9 protein-coding genes are annotated in these 16,859 nt (G+C 43.1%); 2 read left to right on the top strand and 7 right to left on the bottom strand.

Going from position 1 to position 16,859, the window contains the following annotated elements:
* The 7 genes from IDJ76_RS17325 to IDJ76_RS17295 form a co-directional block, all read right to left on the bottom strand.
* Positions 1–3,294 (bottom strand): VCBS repeat-containing protein, encoded by a 3,294-nt coding sequence (locus IDJ76_RS17325; RefSeq protein ID WP_191164932.1) that lies wholly within the window; start codon positions 3,292–3,294, stop codon positions 1–3.
* 84 nt (positions 3,295–3,378) lie between these two features.
* Positions 3,379–4,923 (bottom strand): RagB/SusD family nutrient uptake outer membrane protein, encoded by a 1,545-nt coding sequence (locus IDJ76_RS17320; protein ID WP_191164930.1) that lies wholly within the window; start codon positions 4,921–4,923, stop codon positions 3,379–3,381.
* Between the two features lie 13 nt (positions 4,924–4,936).
* On the bottom strand, positions 4,937–7,921 hold the full coding sequence (locus tag IDJ76_RS17315; RefSeq protein ID WP_224746389.1) for a SusC/RagA family TonB-linked outer membrane protein: 2,985 nt from the start codon (positions 7,919–7,921) through the stop codon (positions 4,937–4,939).
* A 498-nt stretch (positions 7,922–8,419) separates the two neighbouring features.
* Positions 8,420–10,036 carry a DUF6377 domain-containing protein gene (locus IDJ76_RS17310; RefSeq protein WP_191164926.1) on the bottom strand — a complete coding sequence of 539 codons (1,617 nt, stop codon included), beginning with the start codon at positions 10,034–10,036 and terminating at the stop codon, positions 8,420–8,422.
* A 268-nt stretch (positions 10,037–10,304) separates the two neighbouring features.
* Complete coding sequence (locus tag IDJ76_RS17305; RefSeq protein WP_191164924.1) at positions 10,305–12,764, bottom strand: glycoside hydrolase family 31 protein; 2,460 nt, start codon at positions 12,762–12,764, stop codon at positions 10,305–10,307.
* 222 nt (positions 12,765–12,986) lie between these two features.
* Complete coding sequence (locus tag IDJ76_RS17300) at positions 12,987–13,514, bottom strand: adenine phosphoribosyltransferase (RefSeq protein ID WP_191164922.1); 528 nt, start codon at positions 13,512–13,514, stop codon at positions 12,987–12,989.
* Positions 13,511–14,350, bottom strand: a complete 840-nt coding sequence (locus IDJ76_RS17295) for a ComEA family DNA-binding protein (RefSeq protein ID WP_191164920.1) — start codon at positions 14,348–14,350, stop codon at positions 13,511–13,513. Before IDJ76_RS17295 ends, IDJ76_RS17300 begins: the two co-directional genes overlap by 4 nt.
* A 64-nt stretch (positions 14,351–14,414) precedes the next feature.
* On the opposite strand from IDJ76_RS17295, the gene IDJ76_RS17290 reads away from it, so the two are divergent.
* On the top strand, positions 14,415–16,172 hold the full coding sequence (locus IDJ76_RS17290; protein WP_191164918.1) for a lysophospholipid acyltransferase family protein: 1,758 nt from the start codon (positions 14,415–14,417) through the stop codon (positions 16,170–16,172).
* A 175-nt stretch (positions 16,173–16,347) separates the two neighbouring features.
* On the top strand, positions 16,348–16,602 hold the full coding sequence (gene rpsT, locus IDJ76_RS17285; RefSeq protein ID WP_067190882.1) for a 30S ribosomal protein S20: 255 nt from the start codon (positions 16,348–16,350) through the stop codon (positions 16,600–16,602).
* Positions 16,603–16,859 lie beyond the last annotated feature (257 nt).

Raw genomic sequence — 16,859 nt, 5'->3', positions numbered from 1 at the left:
CTAACGTAATTTATATGCTTTTAGCTTATCATCATTAATACCGAACAAATAATATTTTTCGCCACGGCTGTTTTTGATCATTAATGACGACCGCACCTGCCCGGTTAATTTAATACCACTTTTGGCCGGTGGAATATACTGAAAACCGCTTTTGGTATATTTATAAATCTGGCCGTAACTGGCGTCTAAACGGCCAACCTCGGGCTTAAAACCATAAAAGTTACCGGCCAGCATAATAGCGGGCGCGCCGCTATTATCTATATCATCAACTAAAATGGTGCCTATGTTTGATAGCTGTGCATTGTACGGAAACGGTTTAACAGCAAACTTGCCGCCCTCGTTAATAAATGCAGCCGATGCCAGGTAATTCATTTCGTGCACTTCGGCACCTTGCAGGGCCTCGTCATTAAAGATCTCGCTGAACGGTTTACCCGCGTAATCGGCATATTTCAAATACTTCTTTTTAAGCAGCGGCATCTGCCCAACCAGGTCGGGTTTCATGTGGAATACATACGGCACATGGTCGCTCCGGTACATTTCTGTAACACACTCTCTGGTACCATTGCTGTCAAAATCCTTAATGTAGATCTTCATCGGCTCGGTAGCCGTAGCGTGGAATTTAGAGTTGAGCCCAATATTGCCGGCAAGGATATCTAACTTGCCATCACCATTAATATCAGCTACCTGCAGGCTCCCCCACCAGCCTTTGTAATTGTCCAGCTGCTTATCTTCGGTAAATTTGCCTTTGTTGTTTTTAAAGATCTTGATGCCCATCCAATTACCGGCTATTACTAAATCCGGGTAACCGTTGCCGTCAATATCAGCCCATTGTGCTGCCGTAACCATACCCGGCCTATTGTTGCCCAATACTTGCTTAGAAACATCGGTAAAGTTGCCTTTCCCATCGTTATGCAACACGTAAGACTCCGGCGATGCGCCGTACGTGCCCGGTACACTGCGCCCGCCGATGAAAAGATCCAGGTAGCCGTCTTTATCATAATCTACCGCGGTGATGACCGACGCATTAGTTGCCGCGTGCACAGACTTTTGCGGATTACGATGCAGGTTACCCTTGCCGTCGTTCTCGTAAAACCGGGGGAAATAAACGATGGTGCCGGCCTCATCTTCGTTACCGCCAACGCCAATGATCAGGTCTTCATCCCCATCACCATCAAAATCGCCAAAAACAGCGCCTGCATTTTCCAGGTAGGTTTGGGTTTCCAGGTCTTTTGGCCGGTAAAGTTTAAACCGCCCGTTTTGTTGCTGGATATAAATTGATGCCGGGTTATCCTTCGAGCTGCCGAAATAAAAATCGGCCAGGCCATCTTTGTTAAGATCACCTTTAGCCATGTAAGGGTTTTCGGTAGATAACATTTGCAGCATCAGCCGCTCGTTATCAAAGTCGATAAAGCCATCTTCAGTATGTTTGGGCACCGAATCAAACAATGTTTTCTCCGTTTCTACAAATAGTTGCTTTACCGACGGTTTGGTAAAATTGTAGGTTAGCCGTGCATCGGCCATTTTGTAGGTATAAACCTTATTTGCTGGCAGGCTTTTAGCCACCTGATATTTGCCGCCCGGCCAAATGATCTGCAGGGAGTCTACCTGTTTTACCTTGCCTAAACCAATTGTCAGTAAATTAGGCGATGTGCTGCTTTCAAAACCCCGTGTTGGCTGGTGGTAATAAGTAAACTCTTTGCCCTTTGCAAAAGCTTTTATCGTTGTACCCACTGCGAAAGTATTCTTCCCTTCGCCCTGTAACTTTATCTGAACGAAATTATTACGCAGTTTTTCTGCATTGCTCTTATAAATGAATAATGGCATGTTGACATTATTTACGATCAGGTCATTATCCCCATCGCCATCCAGGTCCCCGTAGGCTGCACCGTTGCTGAATGATGGCTGATCTAACCCGAACTCTTTAACCTTATTAGTAAAGGTAAGGTCGTGATTGTTAGAGAAGGCGTAATTGACCAGCGGGGTAGAGACCATCTTATCCGTAAAGTTCTTATAATCGAATTTGCGCTTCTCGGCAATCTTCGCCATGTTTTCCCTGTTACCCAAAAACTCTATATAGTCCTGGTCGGTCAAATCTTTATAGATGCCGTTAGATACAAAAATATCCTTCCAGCCGTCGTTATCCATATCAAAAAATAGAGCGCCCCAACTCCAGTCGGTTGCGCTTACGCCTGCTTTAAAGGCCACCTCAGAGAAGGTGCCGTCGCCATTGTTCAGTTGCAGGCAGTTTTGCATGTACTGGTTAAAATAACCATCGTGCTGTTTTAGTTTGATCACGTCGAATGATTCGAACGAGGTCATTTTCTTTAAGCGCTTATCCCCCTCGGGCAGCATTTCTGTGGTAAAGATATCCAGATTGCCATCGTTATTAATATCGGCAATGTCTGATCCCATCGAAGCCAGGCTCAGGTGGCCTGTTTCTTCCTGTATGTCTTCTTTAAAAGTTCCGTTCTTTTGGTTGATGTATAAGTAATCGCGTTCAAAAAAATCGTTAGATACGTAAATATCCGGGTAGCCGTCGTTATTTACATCGGCTACAGATACGCCCAGGCCAAAACCGATATCGCTCGAGAAGATGCCAGCCTGTTTGGTAACGTTTGTAAAATGCCCGCCATCGTTGCGGTAAAGGCGTGCGCCGCCCAACTCGTCGACCACCGCGCGCAGGTTTTTGCTAAAATCAAATGAGCCGATAGGGCGGAAAGAGTTGTTCAGGATAAAGCAATCCAGGTCGCCGTCATTATCATAGTCAAAGAAAATGGATTGGGTGGACAGGCCATTATCAACCAGCCCATATTTCGCGGCCTCTTCTTTAAAGGTGCCATTATGTTGATTGATGAAAAGTTCGTTCCCTTTGCGGTCGATAATATTGCCGCTGTGGCAAACATAAATATCCAACCAGCCATCGCCATCGATATCGACCATGGTTACACCGGTGCTCCAATATTTAGTGCCCTTTACCCCGGCCTTGTCGGTAATGTCATCAAATTTCCAGTTGCCCTTATTCAGATAGAGCTTATTGCCCCCCTGGTTAGAGGTAAGGTAAACATCGTTCAGCCCATCGTTATTGATATCGCCAATGGCAACCCCGCCGCCGTTATAATAGTTGCGAAAAGTGAATACATTGGTTTTACTTTGCTCATTTAACGTATTGGTAAAATTGATACCAAGCGTGCTGTTATCCTGGATGGAGAACAACGGGTTTTCGACACCGCCTTTTTTGCATGACGCCAACGACGCAAAGATAAAAATCAGGGGAAGGATTAACTTTTTATACATCGAAATGTGCAGAAAAAACAAACGTAGCGAATTTCTTCGCTACGTTTAAATCAAATATAACTAATTAAAAACAGGTTGTTAAAATTAATAACCTGCGTTTTGTTTCAAGTTAGGGTTGGTATCAACTGCACGTTGTGGAATTGGATACACGGTGTAAGTTTTAGCAGAAGCCAATGGGCGCTGATCAACCGGATCGTTAAATTTCTCGAAACGGATCTGGTCATTTCTTCTCCAGCCTTCCCAGTACAACTCGCGGCCGCGTTCTGCCAACATTACTGTCGCATCAACACTGCCAACAGCAGTTGCACCACGCAGGGTACGTATTAAGTTAACAATTGTTAAAGCGCTCTGGCCGTTAGGATCTGTACCGCCACGCATAATTGCTTCGGCTTTCATTAACAATACATCGGCGTAACGTAAAATAACGTAATCGTTATCAGAGTTATCATCATTAACGGTATTGTTTGCAGATGGCTGCGGGAAGTACTTGAATACACGGATACCCTGTGCTTCGGTAGAAAAGTTTAAGTTAACTTCTGGTGTGAACACCAACGGTGCACCACCGCGTTGTGTTAACGCCTTACCACCGGGACCAAATTGCTGGCCTACTGCAAAACCGGCACGTAAACCAATTTTATCAGTTAAACCCGGATATGCAACACCACGGCGCTCATCTGTAGCCTCAAACGATTTGTAGAAATCGGCAAGGGTAGTAAAGCCATTCCAGCCATCTGGTGTCTGGTTGTAGTGTAAGCCCATTCTCCAACGGTTTTTGGCTGATGCCGGCGCGTTGGTTGTTGTGTTGTAAAAACCAAAAATGTTACCTTTTGATTGGGTTGAGTTATCCCAGGCAAAATCCTGAAAATACTTACCTGCAGGCTCTAAAGAGTAACCAGATGCCGTAATTTTGTTAGCATACTCAATTACCTTATCCATATCAGCCTTAACAAAGGTGAACGGGCCACCAACTGCGGTTGATTTGTAAACAGCTTTGTTCAAATAAACTTTAGCTAATAATGCTTGTGCTGCTGCTTTATTGGCAATACCAATGTTTGCAGACGTTACAGGCAAGTTAGCTTCAGCAAATTCCAAATCTTTGATGATGAAATCAGTACCCTCGCTGCGGCTCATTACCGTAGGGATAGCCGTTGTTGCACCTGCCGGGTCACGGAATGGGGCCTGGCCATAAAGATCAATGATCTGGAACATAAAGTAGGCACGTAAAAAACTTGCCTGGCCCTTAATGTTTGCATCAGTTGCCTTTGAAATAACCTGGCTTGCACGAAACACACCGATGTTTAACTGATCCCAGGTATCATTTACCTGATTGTGTGTTGCTGTCCATGTATGGGTGTGCAGCTTGCGCCATGTACCAAAATCTCCCCAGTCGGTACCGCGTGTCGGGCCCATCATTTCATCTGTTGAGTGCTCTTGTAAAGCGTAAGTGTTTGCCTGATCTGTTTGACCATAAAGTTGTGAGTAAACACCACCAAGGTCTGTGCTGCTGGCTGCTGCATTGGGATCAACCAACGATCTCGAGCCATAAAGCTTCTCATCTAATTTTGCGCAGCTGGCGGCAGTCATCAATACTATACCGCACAATACCGCTCTTGTAGCTATTTTTTTCATACTAATATTTTTTTTAGAAACTTGCATTTAATCCTAATGTGAATATACGTGACTTTGGATAAGATGTATAATCTATACCTCTTGATGCAACGTCGTTTCTTTGTTTATCTGTGTTAACTTCCGGATCTAAGCCAGTGTAGCTGGTGATCAGGAATAAGTTTTGGCCTGTAACTGATAATCTTAATGATTTGAATACGCTGCCAGTTAAACCAAAGGTGTAACCCAATGATGCGTTGCTTAATCTTAAGAAATCACCTTTCTCTAAGAAACGGGTTGATACCTCGCCAGAGTTAAGTGCATTCTCGTTAGATGCAGCTACTGCTTTAGTTACGTTACGACCACTTACAAGGTTGCCTTTGTAGAAGAAAGCATTTGCAGTATTGTTGTAGATCTGGAAACCGGTTGCAGCATTCAGGAAGAAGCTCAGATTCCATTTACCGTAATTAAAGTTGTTGGTTAAACCCGCAGTAAATTTAGGGTTAGGGCTGCCTTGAATGGTTGAAGCATCAATACCTTGTGGGTAAATACCAAAACCGTTAGCATCTAAACCAGCGTAATTAGGTACGTTAAAGCTGTATAACGGGTAGCCGTTAGCAATGATCTGTGCGTATGCACCAGATAAGCCCTGGCCATCAATGTTACCGGTTACGATGTTACGGCCCACAAAGTTCTCAACTTTGTTTTTCAACAAAGTCATGTTGTAGGCAATGTCCCAGGTAAATTTGGTGCCTTGTACAGCAGCAAAGTTTAAACCAAGCTCAACACCAGTACTCCTTACGTTACCTGGTAAGTTAACATAGATCCTTGATGAAAACGCCGGTTGCGCAATATCCTGGAAGAATAAAAGGTCTTTAATTGATTTGTTAAAGTAATCAACACTACCGCTTAACCTGCCCTTAAGTACCGTGAAATCTAAACCTGCACCGTAAGTGGTGTTGGTTTGCCATTTCAAATCAGGGTTAGGTAAGTATTGCTGCGGGTTTGAGTTACCGTTATAGTTTAACTGTCTGATAGCCAGAGAAGCGTATGAAGGGATCTCCTGGTTACCTGTTTGGCCATAGTTTAACCTTAAGCTCAGGTCTTCAAAGAAACCACCTTTTGGCATGAAGCTTTCATTGCTGATACGCCATTTAGCTGCCAATGCAGGGAAGTTACCGTATTTGTTGTTAGCACCAAAACGGGTTGAACCGTCACGACGGATAGTTCCTGTCAAGATGTAACGATCTTTGTAAGAGTAGTTAACACGTGCAAAGTACGATTGTAACCTGTAGCTCGAGCTATCACCCACAGGGTAAGCTAAGTGTGTTTTAAAATTGTTATAATCTTTTACCAAAACACCCGGCTGTGAAGTACCGAAGCCGAAATCGTTACGGTTAAAGTTTTTGAACGTTTGGTATGAGTAACCAGCTAAAACAGTTAATGAACTGTTATCGGCCCATTTCTTGTCATAGTTTAAGGTATGCTCAGTAGTGTAGTTAGTTAACTCGCTGTGTTGTAAAATTGCTGTACCATTACCTGTTGGCGATGGGAAGTTTTGCTCCCTGATACCGATCGCATCGGTATAACCAACAACTTTAGGATCGTAGAAGGTTTTTCTTAAGCCTCTTGAGATATCGGCGCCAAAGTTGCCTTTGTATGATAAGCCTTCAAATAACTTGATAGTTAATGAGAGGTTGTTCAAATAACGGTTGATGTTATCACGGTCGTCAATTTGATTTAACAATGATACTGGGTTACGGAAACCGTTACCGTTAGGGAAACCATCGCTGTTGTAACCATTGATATCAAAATACCTGCCTTGAGCGTCAAACACCGGGATAGTTGGGTTTAACTGGATAGCAGCACCTACTAAACTACCGTTAAAGCCGGCGTTATTAGTAATAGGCGCAAACTGATCTTTCACGTTTGAGTAGGAAGATTGTAAATCGAACCTCACAACATCCTTAAAGAAAGTTTGAGACGCGTTGATACGTGCATTAAGACGTTTCAACGCTGAATTTTTAACAGTACCTTGTTGGTTATCATAACCTAAGGTTGCACGGTAAGTACCACCCGAATTGTTAGCACCACCAAAACCTAAGTTGTAGTTTTGAGATATCGCTGTGCGGAAAATTTCTTTCTGCCAATCTGTATTACCTCCGTAATCAACACCTCCGGCTGCTACCGGGCCAGCATTTGCACCAACACTTGTAACTGCTTTCAAAAACTCATCGCGGCCTAAAATGTCATAACGTTTTGCAACGCTGGCAACACTTGTATTAGCAGAGAACTGGATACCTTGTCCCTTACGGCCTTTACGGGTTGTGATTAAGATAACACCGTTTGCACCACGTGAACCGTAGATAGCAGCAGATGATGCATCCTTTAATATAGAGATGTTCTCGATATCGTTAGGGTTGATAAATGATAATGGGTTACGTGCTGATGAGCTACCTGCACCTACACCATAACCGCCAGAGCTACCACCACCGTTATCGATAGGGATACCATCTACAACGTAAAGCGGCCCGTCGCCAGAGCGGATAGAACCTGCACCACGGATGGCGATAGTTGCACCTGCGCCAGGCTCACCACTTGAAGGCGTAACCTGCACACCTGCAATACGGCCCTGTAATAACTGATCGGGTGTTGCAATAACACCTTTATTAAAATCCTTTGTACCAATCGAAGCAACAGAACCCGTCGCATCACGTACACGCTGGGTACCGTAACCAATTACTACAACCTCGTTTAAAGATGTACTGGACGATTCCATTGACACGTTTACAGATGTTTGGCCGTTAAGCGCAACAGTTGTTGCTTTATAGCCGATGTAGCTTAATGAAAGGCTTGTTGTGCTTGCCGGTACAGATAATCTGAAGGTACCGTCAACGCTTGTTAATGTGCCTGTGCCGGCACCTGCACCCACAGATACACCTATTAAAGGCGATCCGTCTTTCTTGTCTGTTACTTTACCTGTAACAACCTTGTTCTGCGCCAAAGCGGGCTGTACGAACAAGCAGGTTAAAGCAAAAAAACATAATGTGAGTAACTGTTTAAATTGCATAGTTTGTGGTTTAATTAAAAATTGGTTATATAAAATTTTAGTACATGGTTTCCATTTCGTTGCAAAGGCCGACTAAAAACTGTCAGTCGTAAAAGCCCTGCAAAACTTCAAGCGTAATAACACTATCAGTTAACAAAAAATAAAATCTTGAACGGTATTAAATTGGTTTATAATTCAGCCCTCATCAGGCTATTGGTTTTGGCTTGTAAACTTATTAAAGTATTATTTACCTATACAAAGATGTATGTCTTACTGCTAATTAACTACTGCTTTAGCTTATTTATAAAAATTTATAAGAAATTTAAAGATTAAAAACCTCATTATAAAGTATTTAACAAATAAAAACCATCGAAAAATATAACTGATTTTTAAGGTTTTTGAGCATTTTAAATGCTCAAAAAGGCTTTATATAGTTTTTAAAACTCCCTATCTCATATTCGCCTTCCGGCGTTAAGCTACCGAGTCCACTGCTTTGATGTCCATTATCCTTTGCTCAAATTGCTCCGGATTTTTAGCCTTCGCTTTGATCCTCATTTTGTAAACGTAAATGGTATTTACCGAATACTCCAGTATTTTAGCGATGGTATCATTGTCATTGATCCCCATCCGGATCAGCGCGAAAATGCGAAGATCGGTATTAAGCACTTCATGTTCTTGTGGCCATATCTGGTCTTTTTCCTCGAACAGGGAATTAAACGTGGGGATAAAATTCGGGAAGATCTTTAAAAAGATATGATCGAAGCTGTAGTACAGCACCTCACGCTCCTTCTTGATGTTGATGTTATTGATGATCAACCGGATATCATCGTACTTTTTGATCGACAGCTTGGTATCTACCGACATTTTTAGCTTTTCGAGTTTTAAGATATAGCCGGAGATGATTTTAAAAAACTGGCCGATGTACTCCTCTTTAATATGCGCGTCTTCTTCCAGTTTGTGATTAATGTCCTTCAGCTGGATATTTTGATCTTCAATAATGCGTTCTTTATGCTTAAGTTTACCTAACTGCTTGTAAATCATAAACAAAAACAAAATAACCAACGATGCCAGGCCGGTAATTGCAAGCAGGTACATCAGTATCCTGTTCTTTTCCTTTTCGGAGTGGTTAAGCTCCTCGGCAGCAACGAGGGGTAGTATCGCCCCTATCTGGATTTTGCGTTGCCTGGCTCCGTAAAAATCGGCATCAGCCTTTGCTAATTGTATAAAGTTATAGGCATCCTTAATATTCTGGTTTTTATAAAGCTGCTCGGCGAGCATCCATAGAGCAACGGTTTCCTTTGTAGATGATTTAATATCGGCAATGGCGGATTGGGTTAGCAGCATCAAAGCCTCATCGCGCCTATTGGAATTTAAATATTTGATTGCCAATGAGCAATTGATCATTGCCCGTAAATGCATGGATATGGGCTTACCCGAATATAATAATTTACTCAGTTCGTTTGTGCTGCTGATATCATTATTTAATTGGGCATCTTTTAAACCGGTATAATGCATCCAGTTGATTGATCCTTTTGGGGTAAGCGCTATAGCAGAATCTATATAGGCATAACCCGCTTTCATGTACTCGGGACTAAAATATTTATCGTTGTTGTACTTAGCCAGATCGGTATTACAGCGATACATAATAAAATAATACTCCACCTTCATAGAGTCTACCAACAGTTTGGGATTGATGCCTTTCATACAATCAAAGGTCTCTTTAAACATTCCCGATGAAAGCAGTATAAAACCAAGCTTAATCTGGCTGTAATAGGTGCGCGATAAATCATTCATACCTATACTGATGTTTTTGAGCTTGTTTACATAAACATAAGCCGAATCATACTGGTAGGATTTATACTCTTCGTATAGTTTAAGGCTTACGTCATATTGCGCATCATAATTATAAGGCGAAAGACTGTGCTGAAATTTTTTGAGCTTTTGTATGCGGGCTTGCTTTACCGCGTCATAGGTATCTTTACGGCTTATCTCTGTTTTTAGCGCGTTTAACAGGCTATCCGTACCGGCAAACGATACCATAGGAAACGCAACAAACAAGGCAAAAGCTATCCGTAAAAATATCCTCATACAACTGGGTGCCAAAACACATTAAAGTTAATAACTAAAAATTAAACCCTACACGCTTTTAGGCACATCAAACGTTTTTACTATTATGACAGCTAATCATTATTTTTAATTGGATACTATCATTAAGTATTTAGTTACAAATTCATTTTTGATAATTTTTATGTGGATTTAGGGTAGTGTGATCAGTTACTTAAATACACTATGTACCCTAAAAAAGGGCCTGCAAACTATCTTTGCAGGCCCTTTTTAGGATGAACTCAAGAGTTTATTAGTAGCTAACTGTAAACTGGTCATTAACATTTTTAAACACCATGCTCCTTATCTTTTCACCCTCTACCGGGTTTGAAAAACCTGTGGGGTCAAATCGCGATATCGGTAACATCAGTGCCTGGAAATCATCTTTAGCCTGGGATGCCTTTCCGTTTAATTTAATGGCGGTAGTACCGAAACCGTGCAGCATCACCTTGATCATACTAAACTTTGATTTACCCGCTCCTTCTGCCTTTGCAAAAGTAATGGTCTTTTTAGCGGCATCGTAAGTGATCGCTTTGCGGAAATATTCGCCTTTCTCATAGTCGAACGTTTCACCATCATCTTCGTAATAAACAAATTTGTTATTTACATCACCTTTATAAACATGTACATAAAGGGTGTCTGACGGCTTTTCGGTGGTGTTCTGGATCTGTGTTTGCATCGGGATAATGCTGCTCTCTTTCACATAAACCGGCAATTTAGATATGCCCAGGTCTAAAGCGATCTTCGCATTACCCTGCTGCACTTCGCCGTTGTACAGGTTATACCATTTCCCTGCCGGGAAATATAGTTTACCGTAATTGGTTACCCCGTCAAAAGGGAACACTAAAAACCCGTGACCAAACATATACTGGTTCTCATACATACCATTATAAACGTTCTCATCATGGGTATAGTCAATAGTTAACGAGCGCATAACGGGTTTACCTGTTTGGCTGGCCTCATAAAACGTGGAGTATAAATAAGGTAATAAACGGTAACGCAGGTTAATATAGTTTCGGGTGATCTCTAACACCTCCTCACCATAAGCCCAGGGCTCCGATGATTTGGAGTTGATACCCGTATGGTTACGAAAGTAGGGGTTAAACGCGCCTATCTGCATCCAGCGGGCGTATAATGATGGCGACGCGCCACCAGTAAAACCGCCCACATCCATACCTGTAAAAGGTACACCGCTTAAGCCCAGGCTGTTCATCAACCTAACACCTAACAGCATGTGGTCGTTCTCGGCGCGGTTATCACCCGTCCACATAGCGGCGTAGCGTTGCAAACCTGCGTAACCCGATCTGGTAAGAATAAACGGCCTTTTGTTTTCCCGCGCGGCTTTGTAACCCTCATAGCTGGAGCGGATCATCTCCAACCCGTATACATTGTGTATCTGCGGGTGTGAAGCGATCCTCCCTTCAAAATTGAACAAAATGTTATCCGGTGCCTTCTGTCCCCAGGTGCTAAACTCGTTCATATCATTCCAGATACCGCTTACGCCTTCGTCGGCATATTTCTTTAACTCGCTGCCCCACCAGGCACGCCCTTTAGGGTTGGTAAAATCGGGAAAGTTGCACCAACCCGGCCAAACCTGGCCCGTGTAGTTGCTGCCGTCGGGATATTTGGCAAATATATCTTCCTTTAATCCGCGGTCGTAAACGCCGTAGCCTTTTTCGGCCTTAATCCCCGGGTCAACAATCAGGGTAACTTTAAAAGCCATATCCTTTAGCTTTTTGATCATCGCGGCAGGGTCAGGGAAACGGTCTTTATCCCAGCTAAACACTTTGTATTTATCCATATAGTGGATATCCAGCGTGATACCATCCGCTGGGATCTTCTTTTCGCGCAGGGTATTGGCTATGCGCATTACCTCTGCCTCAGGGTAGTAACTGTATCGGTTTTGCTGATAACCTAAGCTCCACAGTGGCGGCATCTTCATCAAACCGGTGAGGCTGCTGTATGATTTAATTATATCGGCAACTTTGGTATGCGCGATAAAGTAATAATTCATTTCGCCGCCCTTGGCACCGAACGACGAGAACCTGTCATTGCTGGCACCGAAGTTGAAATCGCTTTGCCAGGTATTATCAAAAAATATCCCGTAGTTAACGTTGTGGTGTATACCTATATAAAAAGGTATAGTGCTATAAATAGGATCCTGACTGGTGCTGTAGGCGTAGGTATCGCTGTTCCAGTTAGTGTAGGCATTGCCCTTACGGTCCAACCCGCCTGTTTTTTCGCCCAGGCCGATGAAGTGCTCGCCTTCCTGCATTTTTTTGTAGGTGGTAACGCTCTCGTTCACCCATGAGGTGCTTAAGCCGGCTTCGTCCTGATTGATTACCTCTCCCGCTGCATTGCTGAACGTAATATTGTATGGGCTTTTTTTGATATTTACCTTTAACGAATCGGTAATGATGTTGATCTCGGTATCGTTTTGGGTGATGTTTACTTTCGTGGTAACAGGTTTAGAGATCACCGCGTACGAGAAATCTTCGGCAAGCTTTTGCTTATCCATCCGCACCCTAATGATGTTGGGGCTATAAACCATCACACGCACAAAGGCGCCATCGGTGCCAATATCTATGGTTTGGTTATCTATAGTAACACTTTTTACATTGCCCACCTGCCTGACAGGGTTCTGGGCGGATGTCGATTGCACGCATGCAGCAAATAGTGCTACTGCCACAAAACAGCTATTAAAAATCTTCATTCTTTATCTTAAACGGTTTATTAATGGGTATTTAAATGAGGTTAGGTTTCATTTAAACCGGCGCTCAATGGTAATCGGCACCTTTTTAATTATGGGATGAAATTAAAACACATTTGTGGTAAGCCGCGCCGTTTAAGCCCCCCGATATTATTTTATAACAAAAAACCCCCTAATTATTAAAATCAGAGGGTTTTCGCAGTTTTATTTATATCCGAATATTGGCTAATAATCTGCCAAAATAATGATATTATCGCTTATGGGTGTAATTTTCTCTATCCCGTTTAAAAAACTCAGGCCCACTACAAAGCTAAAACCGGCAACGGTGCCGCCCATTTCTTGTATCAGTTGGCTGGTTGCGGTAACCGTGCCGCCGGTCGCCAGCAGGTCGTCATGGATCAGGATGCGGTCGCCGGGGGTAAATGCGTCCGTATGGATCTCGATAGTAGCGGTGCCATACTCCAGTTCATAAACCTTTTGGTTAACCTTAAAAGGTAATTTGCCTGCTTTACGCACCGGGATGAACGGCACACCCAACTGAGTTGCCAGCGTTAACCCGAATAAAAAGCCACGGCTTTCTATCCCGGCAATGCCATCTATCTGTGCGCCCTTTAATTTTTCTAAAAAGGCATCGCTTATTCCCTCGCATAAAACGGGGTCCTTTAATATCGGGGTGATATCTTTAAAGATAATTCCTGGTTTTGGGAAATCGTGAATATCGCGGATAGCTGCCTTAATTTGCTGTTGTATCATTCAAAAATTATATATGGTTCAATTTTACGCAAAATTTGTTCGTCGATAATGGCAATATTCCTCAAATCGTCCATCGACTGATAGTCGCCATGCTGCTTACGGTATTCTATCAGGGCATTCACTTGTTTATAGTTTAAATAGGGCATTAAACGTAGCTTATCAAAAGTGATCGTATTGATAGCGATTTTGCGAATGCGCCGGACATTTACCCTAACTTGTGGGGCAATCTCTTTATATTTCAGCTCATTCACCCCAAAAACCTCTTTCAGTTGTTCTTTGGCTATAAAACCGCCCAACCGCTCGCGATAGTTAATGATGCGCATGGCGAATGCAGGGCCGATCCCCTCTACCGAGGTTAGTTTAGACGAGTCGGACGAGTTAAGTTCGACCATAATCTTTGGTTTAATTGTTTCGCTATTAACGCTAATATAGGGCGCTAACCGTTTATAGTCGACGGGTGTAATGCCATAGATCTTTTTCAGATCGTCATCCTTGTAAAATTTGCCGCCTTTGCTTCTGTAATTAATAATAGTGTTTGCCTGCCCCGCAGTTAGCCCCAACTGCTGCCATTGGCTTGCCGTTATAGTGTTAGGGTCGAATTTAAAAGGTGCAACGTTTGCAGATGTTTTACTGTCTTTTGATGTAAACGCCGGGTTGCTTTTGTTAAGCTGCGCTATCGCTAAGTTAAACTCGTTTGGGTTAATTGTGTTATCTTTGGTAAACCATTGATAAACGAACGGCGCAGCCAATGCCACAGCTATCAATACAAGCAGCACGGTAATGCCGTTCCAGTCCCGTTTGGTAAGGGACAAGTAATTTTTAACGTGCGTTTTCATCCAATGGCCTAAATAAGGGTTAAATTAAATAACTTACAACAAATTTATTCCGCTACTTCCTACCATGAAAGTTATCACCACCGAAGAGTTCGCTAAAGCCACAAAACTGGATGCACTTAAAATGCCCGGGTTGGCCTCTCTGCTGATGGAATTAATGAAGATAAACCAGGTGAACGACCTCTTTGCCCAGGCACAACCCAAAGAAGGGCCCGACTTTGTTGACGCCATTTTAAAAGGTTGTGGTATAGAAATAGATTTTGACGAAGCCGAACTAAAGAACATCCCCAAAGAAGGCGCATTTATTGCCATTGCCAACCACCCTTACGGCGGTATCGAAGGAATGATACTATTAAAGATACTTTGCACCGTAAGGCCCGATGCCAAGCTGATGGCTAACTTTCTGCTCAAAAAGATCCCTAACCTGGCCAACTATTTTGTTGCGGTAAACCCTTTTGAGAATGTAGAGCATTCGTCAAGCATCAGCGGGTTAAAAAACACGTTGGAATTGCTGGCCAACGGCACACCGATAGGCATTTTCCCGGCTGGCGAGGTATCCACCTTTAAAATAGAGAAAAAAGAGGTTACTGACCGCCTTTGGCACCCGGTAGTAGGTAAGATTATCGCCAAAGCTAAGGTGCCGGTGGTGCCTATATATTTTCACGGTAACAACGGGTTGCTCTTTAACCTGCTGAGCATGATATCGCCTGCGTTACGTACAGCCAAGCTCCCGTCTGAACTGTTTAACAAGCAGGGCCAAACCATTAAACTACGCATTGGTAAACCTATTAAGGTGGCCGATATCCCCGATAATGCCAATAGCGCCAAACTACTTAATTACCTGCGTGCCAAAACATACGCCCTGGGCGCAGGCTTAGACGAGGAAAAGAAATTATTTAACCCACGTAACCTGTTTAAGGTAAAAAGCCTGCCCGAAGCTATTGTGGAAGAAACACCTGCCGAAAAGCTGGAAAACGAGATAGCCCCACTGCGCGAGCATTATAAGGTTTGGACAGAAAAGAACTACGAGGTATTCATCACCCCTACTAACCTGATCCCTAATGTGATCCGGGAGATAGGCCGCCTGCGCGAGGTCACCTTCCGTGAGGTGGGCGAGGGCACCAATAAAGCTACCGACCTTGACGGCTATGACATTTACTACCACCACCTGTTTATTTGGGATATAGAAGCCAGGTTAATTGTAGGGGCTTACCGCATTGGCCTGGGCGACGAGATTTTTTATAGCGTGGGCAAGCAGGGTTTTTATATTAACGAACTTTTTAAGATCAGGGAGCAGTTTACCCCGATATTGAAAAAAAGCCTGGAGCTTGGCCGCTCGTTTATCCGTAAGGAATACCAAACCAAGCCCTTACCCCTCTTTTTACTATGGAAGGGCATCCTGAAGTTTTTGATAGATAACCCACGGTACCGATACCTGATTGGCCCGGTAAGCATCAGCAATTCGTTCTCGCAGTTCTCTAAATCGTTGATAGTAGATTATATTAACCGCAACCACTTTGACCACGACCTGGCACAATTTGTTAAGCCAAGAAAGAAATTCAAGGTAAACTTCGAAAATATAGATACCGACCTGCTGCGCTCTGCAAACGAGGACACCTTTAAGGGCCTGGATAACCTGATATCGGAAGTAGAAACGCACAATATGAAAGTGCCGGTGCTGTTACGCCAGTACATTCAGCTTAATGCCAAGATCATCAGCTTTAACATCGACCCTAAATTTGCCGATTGCCTGGACGGTTTCCTGGTGCTTGATCTGGAGAAGGTGCCGGCAGATATACTGGAAAAACTGGGCAAGAACCTGTAGGTTTGTCCGTCCGTTTCCTGTGCGGAACTTGCGGACAAGGCCGGACAAGCTTGCCTCGTTCAGCACGTGTACATAATCATTTATTAACAAAATTAAAAAAGGGTTTGCAAATTAAATTTTATCACCCTATATTTGCACCTCTAAAAATAAAGAAAAAGAATAACAAAGCTATACGATGGCAAATCATAAATCATCCTTAAAAAGAATCAGGTCAAACGCTGCGAAGCGTCTGCGCAATAGGTATCAGGCTAAAACAACCAGAAACGCTATTAAAAAATTAAGAGGTACTACAACTAAAGTTGATGCTACTCCTTTATTGTCTAAAGTGATCTCTATGTTAGATCGTTTAGCTAAAAAGAACGTGATTCACAAAAACAAAGCTTCGAACAACAAATCAAAGCTTACCAAGTTTGTTAATGCTTTAAGCTAACCGCTTAATTAATCATATTGAAAAGGGATATTGCGTAAGCATTATCCCTTTTTTTGTTTTGAGCCTGATTGCAACTCACCCCGACATTGCTTCGCTCGTCGACCCTCTCTTCGCTAAAGCGAAACGAAGGTTAAAAAAATCTAACTCCTCACCCTCTTTCCACCGCAGGCGAAGAGAGGGTCGCGCACAGAGTGCCGCGGGGTGAGTGCTCGGCGCTCATCCAACTCACCCCGACATTGCTTATTACACAGTACCGC

The sequence above is a fragment of the Mucilaginibacter glaciei genome (assembly GCF_014773245.1).
In the GTDB taxonomy this organism is placed as follows: domain Bacteria; phylum Bacteroidota; class Bacteroidia; order Sphingobacteriales; family Sphingobacteriaceae; genus Mucilaginibacter; species Mucilaginibacter glaciei.
This window is presented reverse-complemented; position numbering and strand designations above follow the sequence as displayed.

Excerpts from the sequence above, each read along its gene's own strand:
- IDJ76_RS17325 (WP_191164932.1), bottom strand. The coding sequence starts at position 3,294 with ATGTATAAAAAGTTAATCCTTCCCCTGATTTTTATCTTTGCGTCGTTG.
- IDJ76_RS17320 (WP_191164930.1), bottom strand. The coding sequence starts at position 4,923 with ATGAAAAAAATAGCTACAAGAGCGGTATTGTGCGGTATAGTATTGATG.
- IDJ76_RS17310 (WP_191164926.1), bottom strand. The coding sequence starts at position 10,036 with ATGAGGATATTTTTACGGATAGCTTTTGCCTTGTTTGTTGCGTTTCCT.
- IDJ76_RS17305 (WP_191164924.1), bottom strand. The coding sequence starts at position 12,764 with ATGAAGATTTTTAATAGCTGTTTTGTGGCAGTAGCACTATTTGCTGCA.
- IDJ76_RS17300 (WP_191164922.1), bottom strand. The coding sequence starts at position 13,514 with ATGATACAACAGCAAATTAAGGCAGCTATCCGCGATATTCACGATTTC.
- IDJ76_RS17295 (WP_191164920.1), bottom strand. The coding sequence starts at position 14,350 with ATGAAAACGCACGTTAAAAATTACTTGTCCCTTACCAAACGGGACTGG.
- IDJ76_RS17290 (WP_191164918.1), top strand. The coding sequence starts at position 14,415 with ATGAAAGTTATCACCACCGAAGAGTTCGCTAAAGCCACAAAACTGGAT.
- rpsT (WP_067190882.1), top strand. The coding sequence starts at position 16,348 with ATGGCAAATCATAAATCATCCTTAAAAAGAATCAGGTCAAACGCTGCG.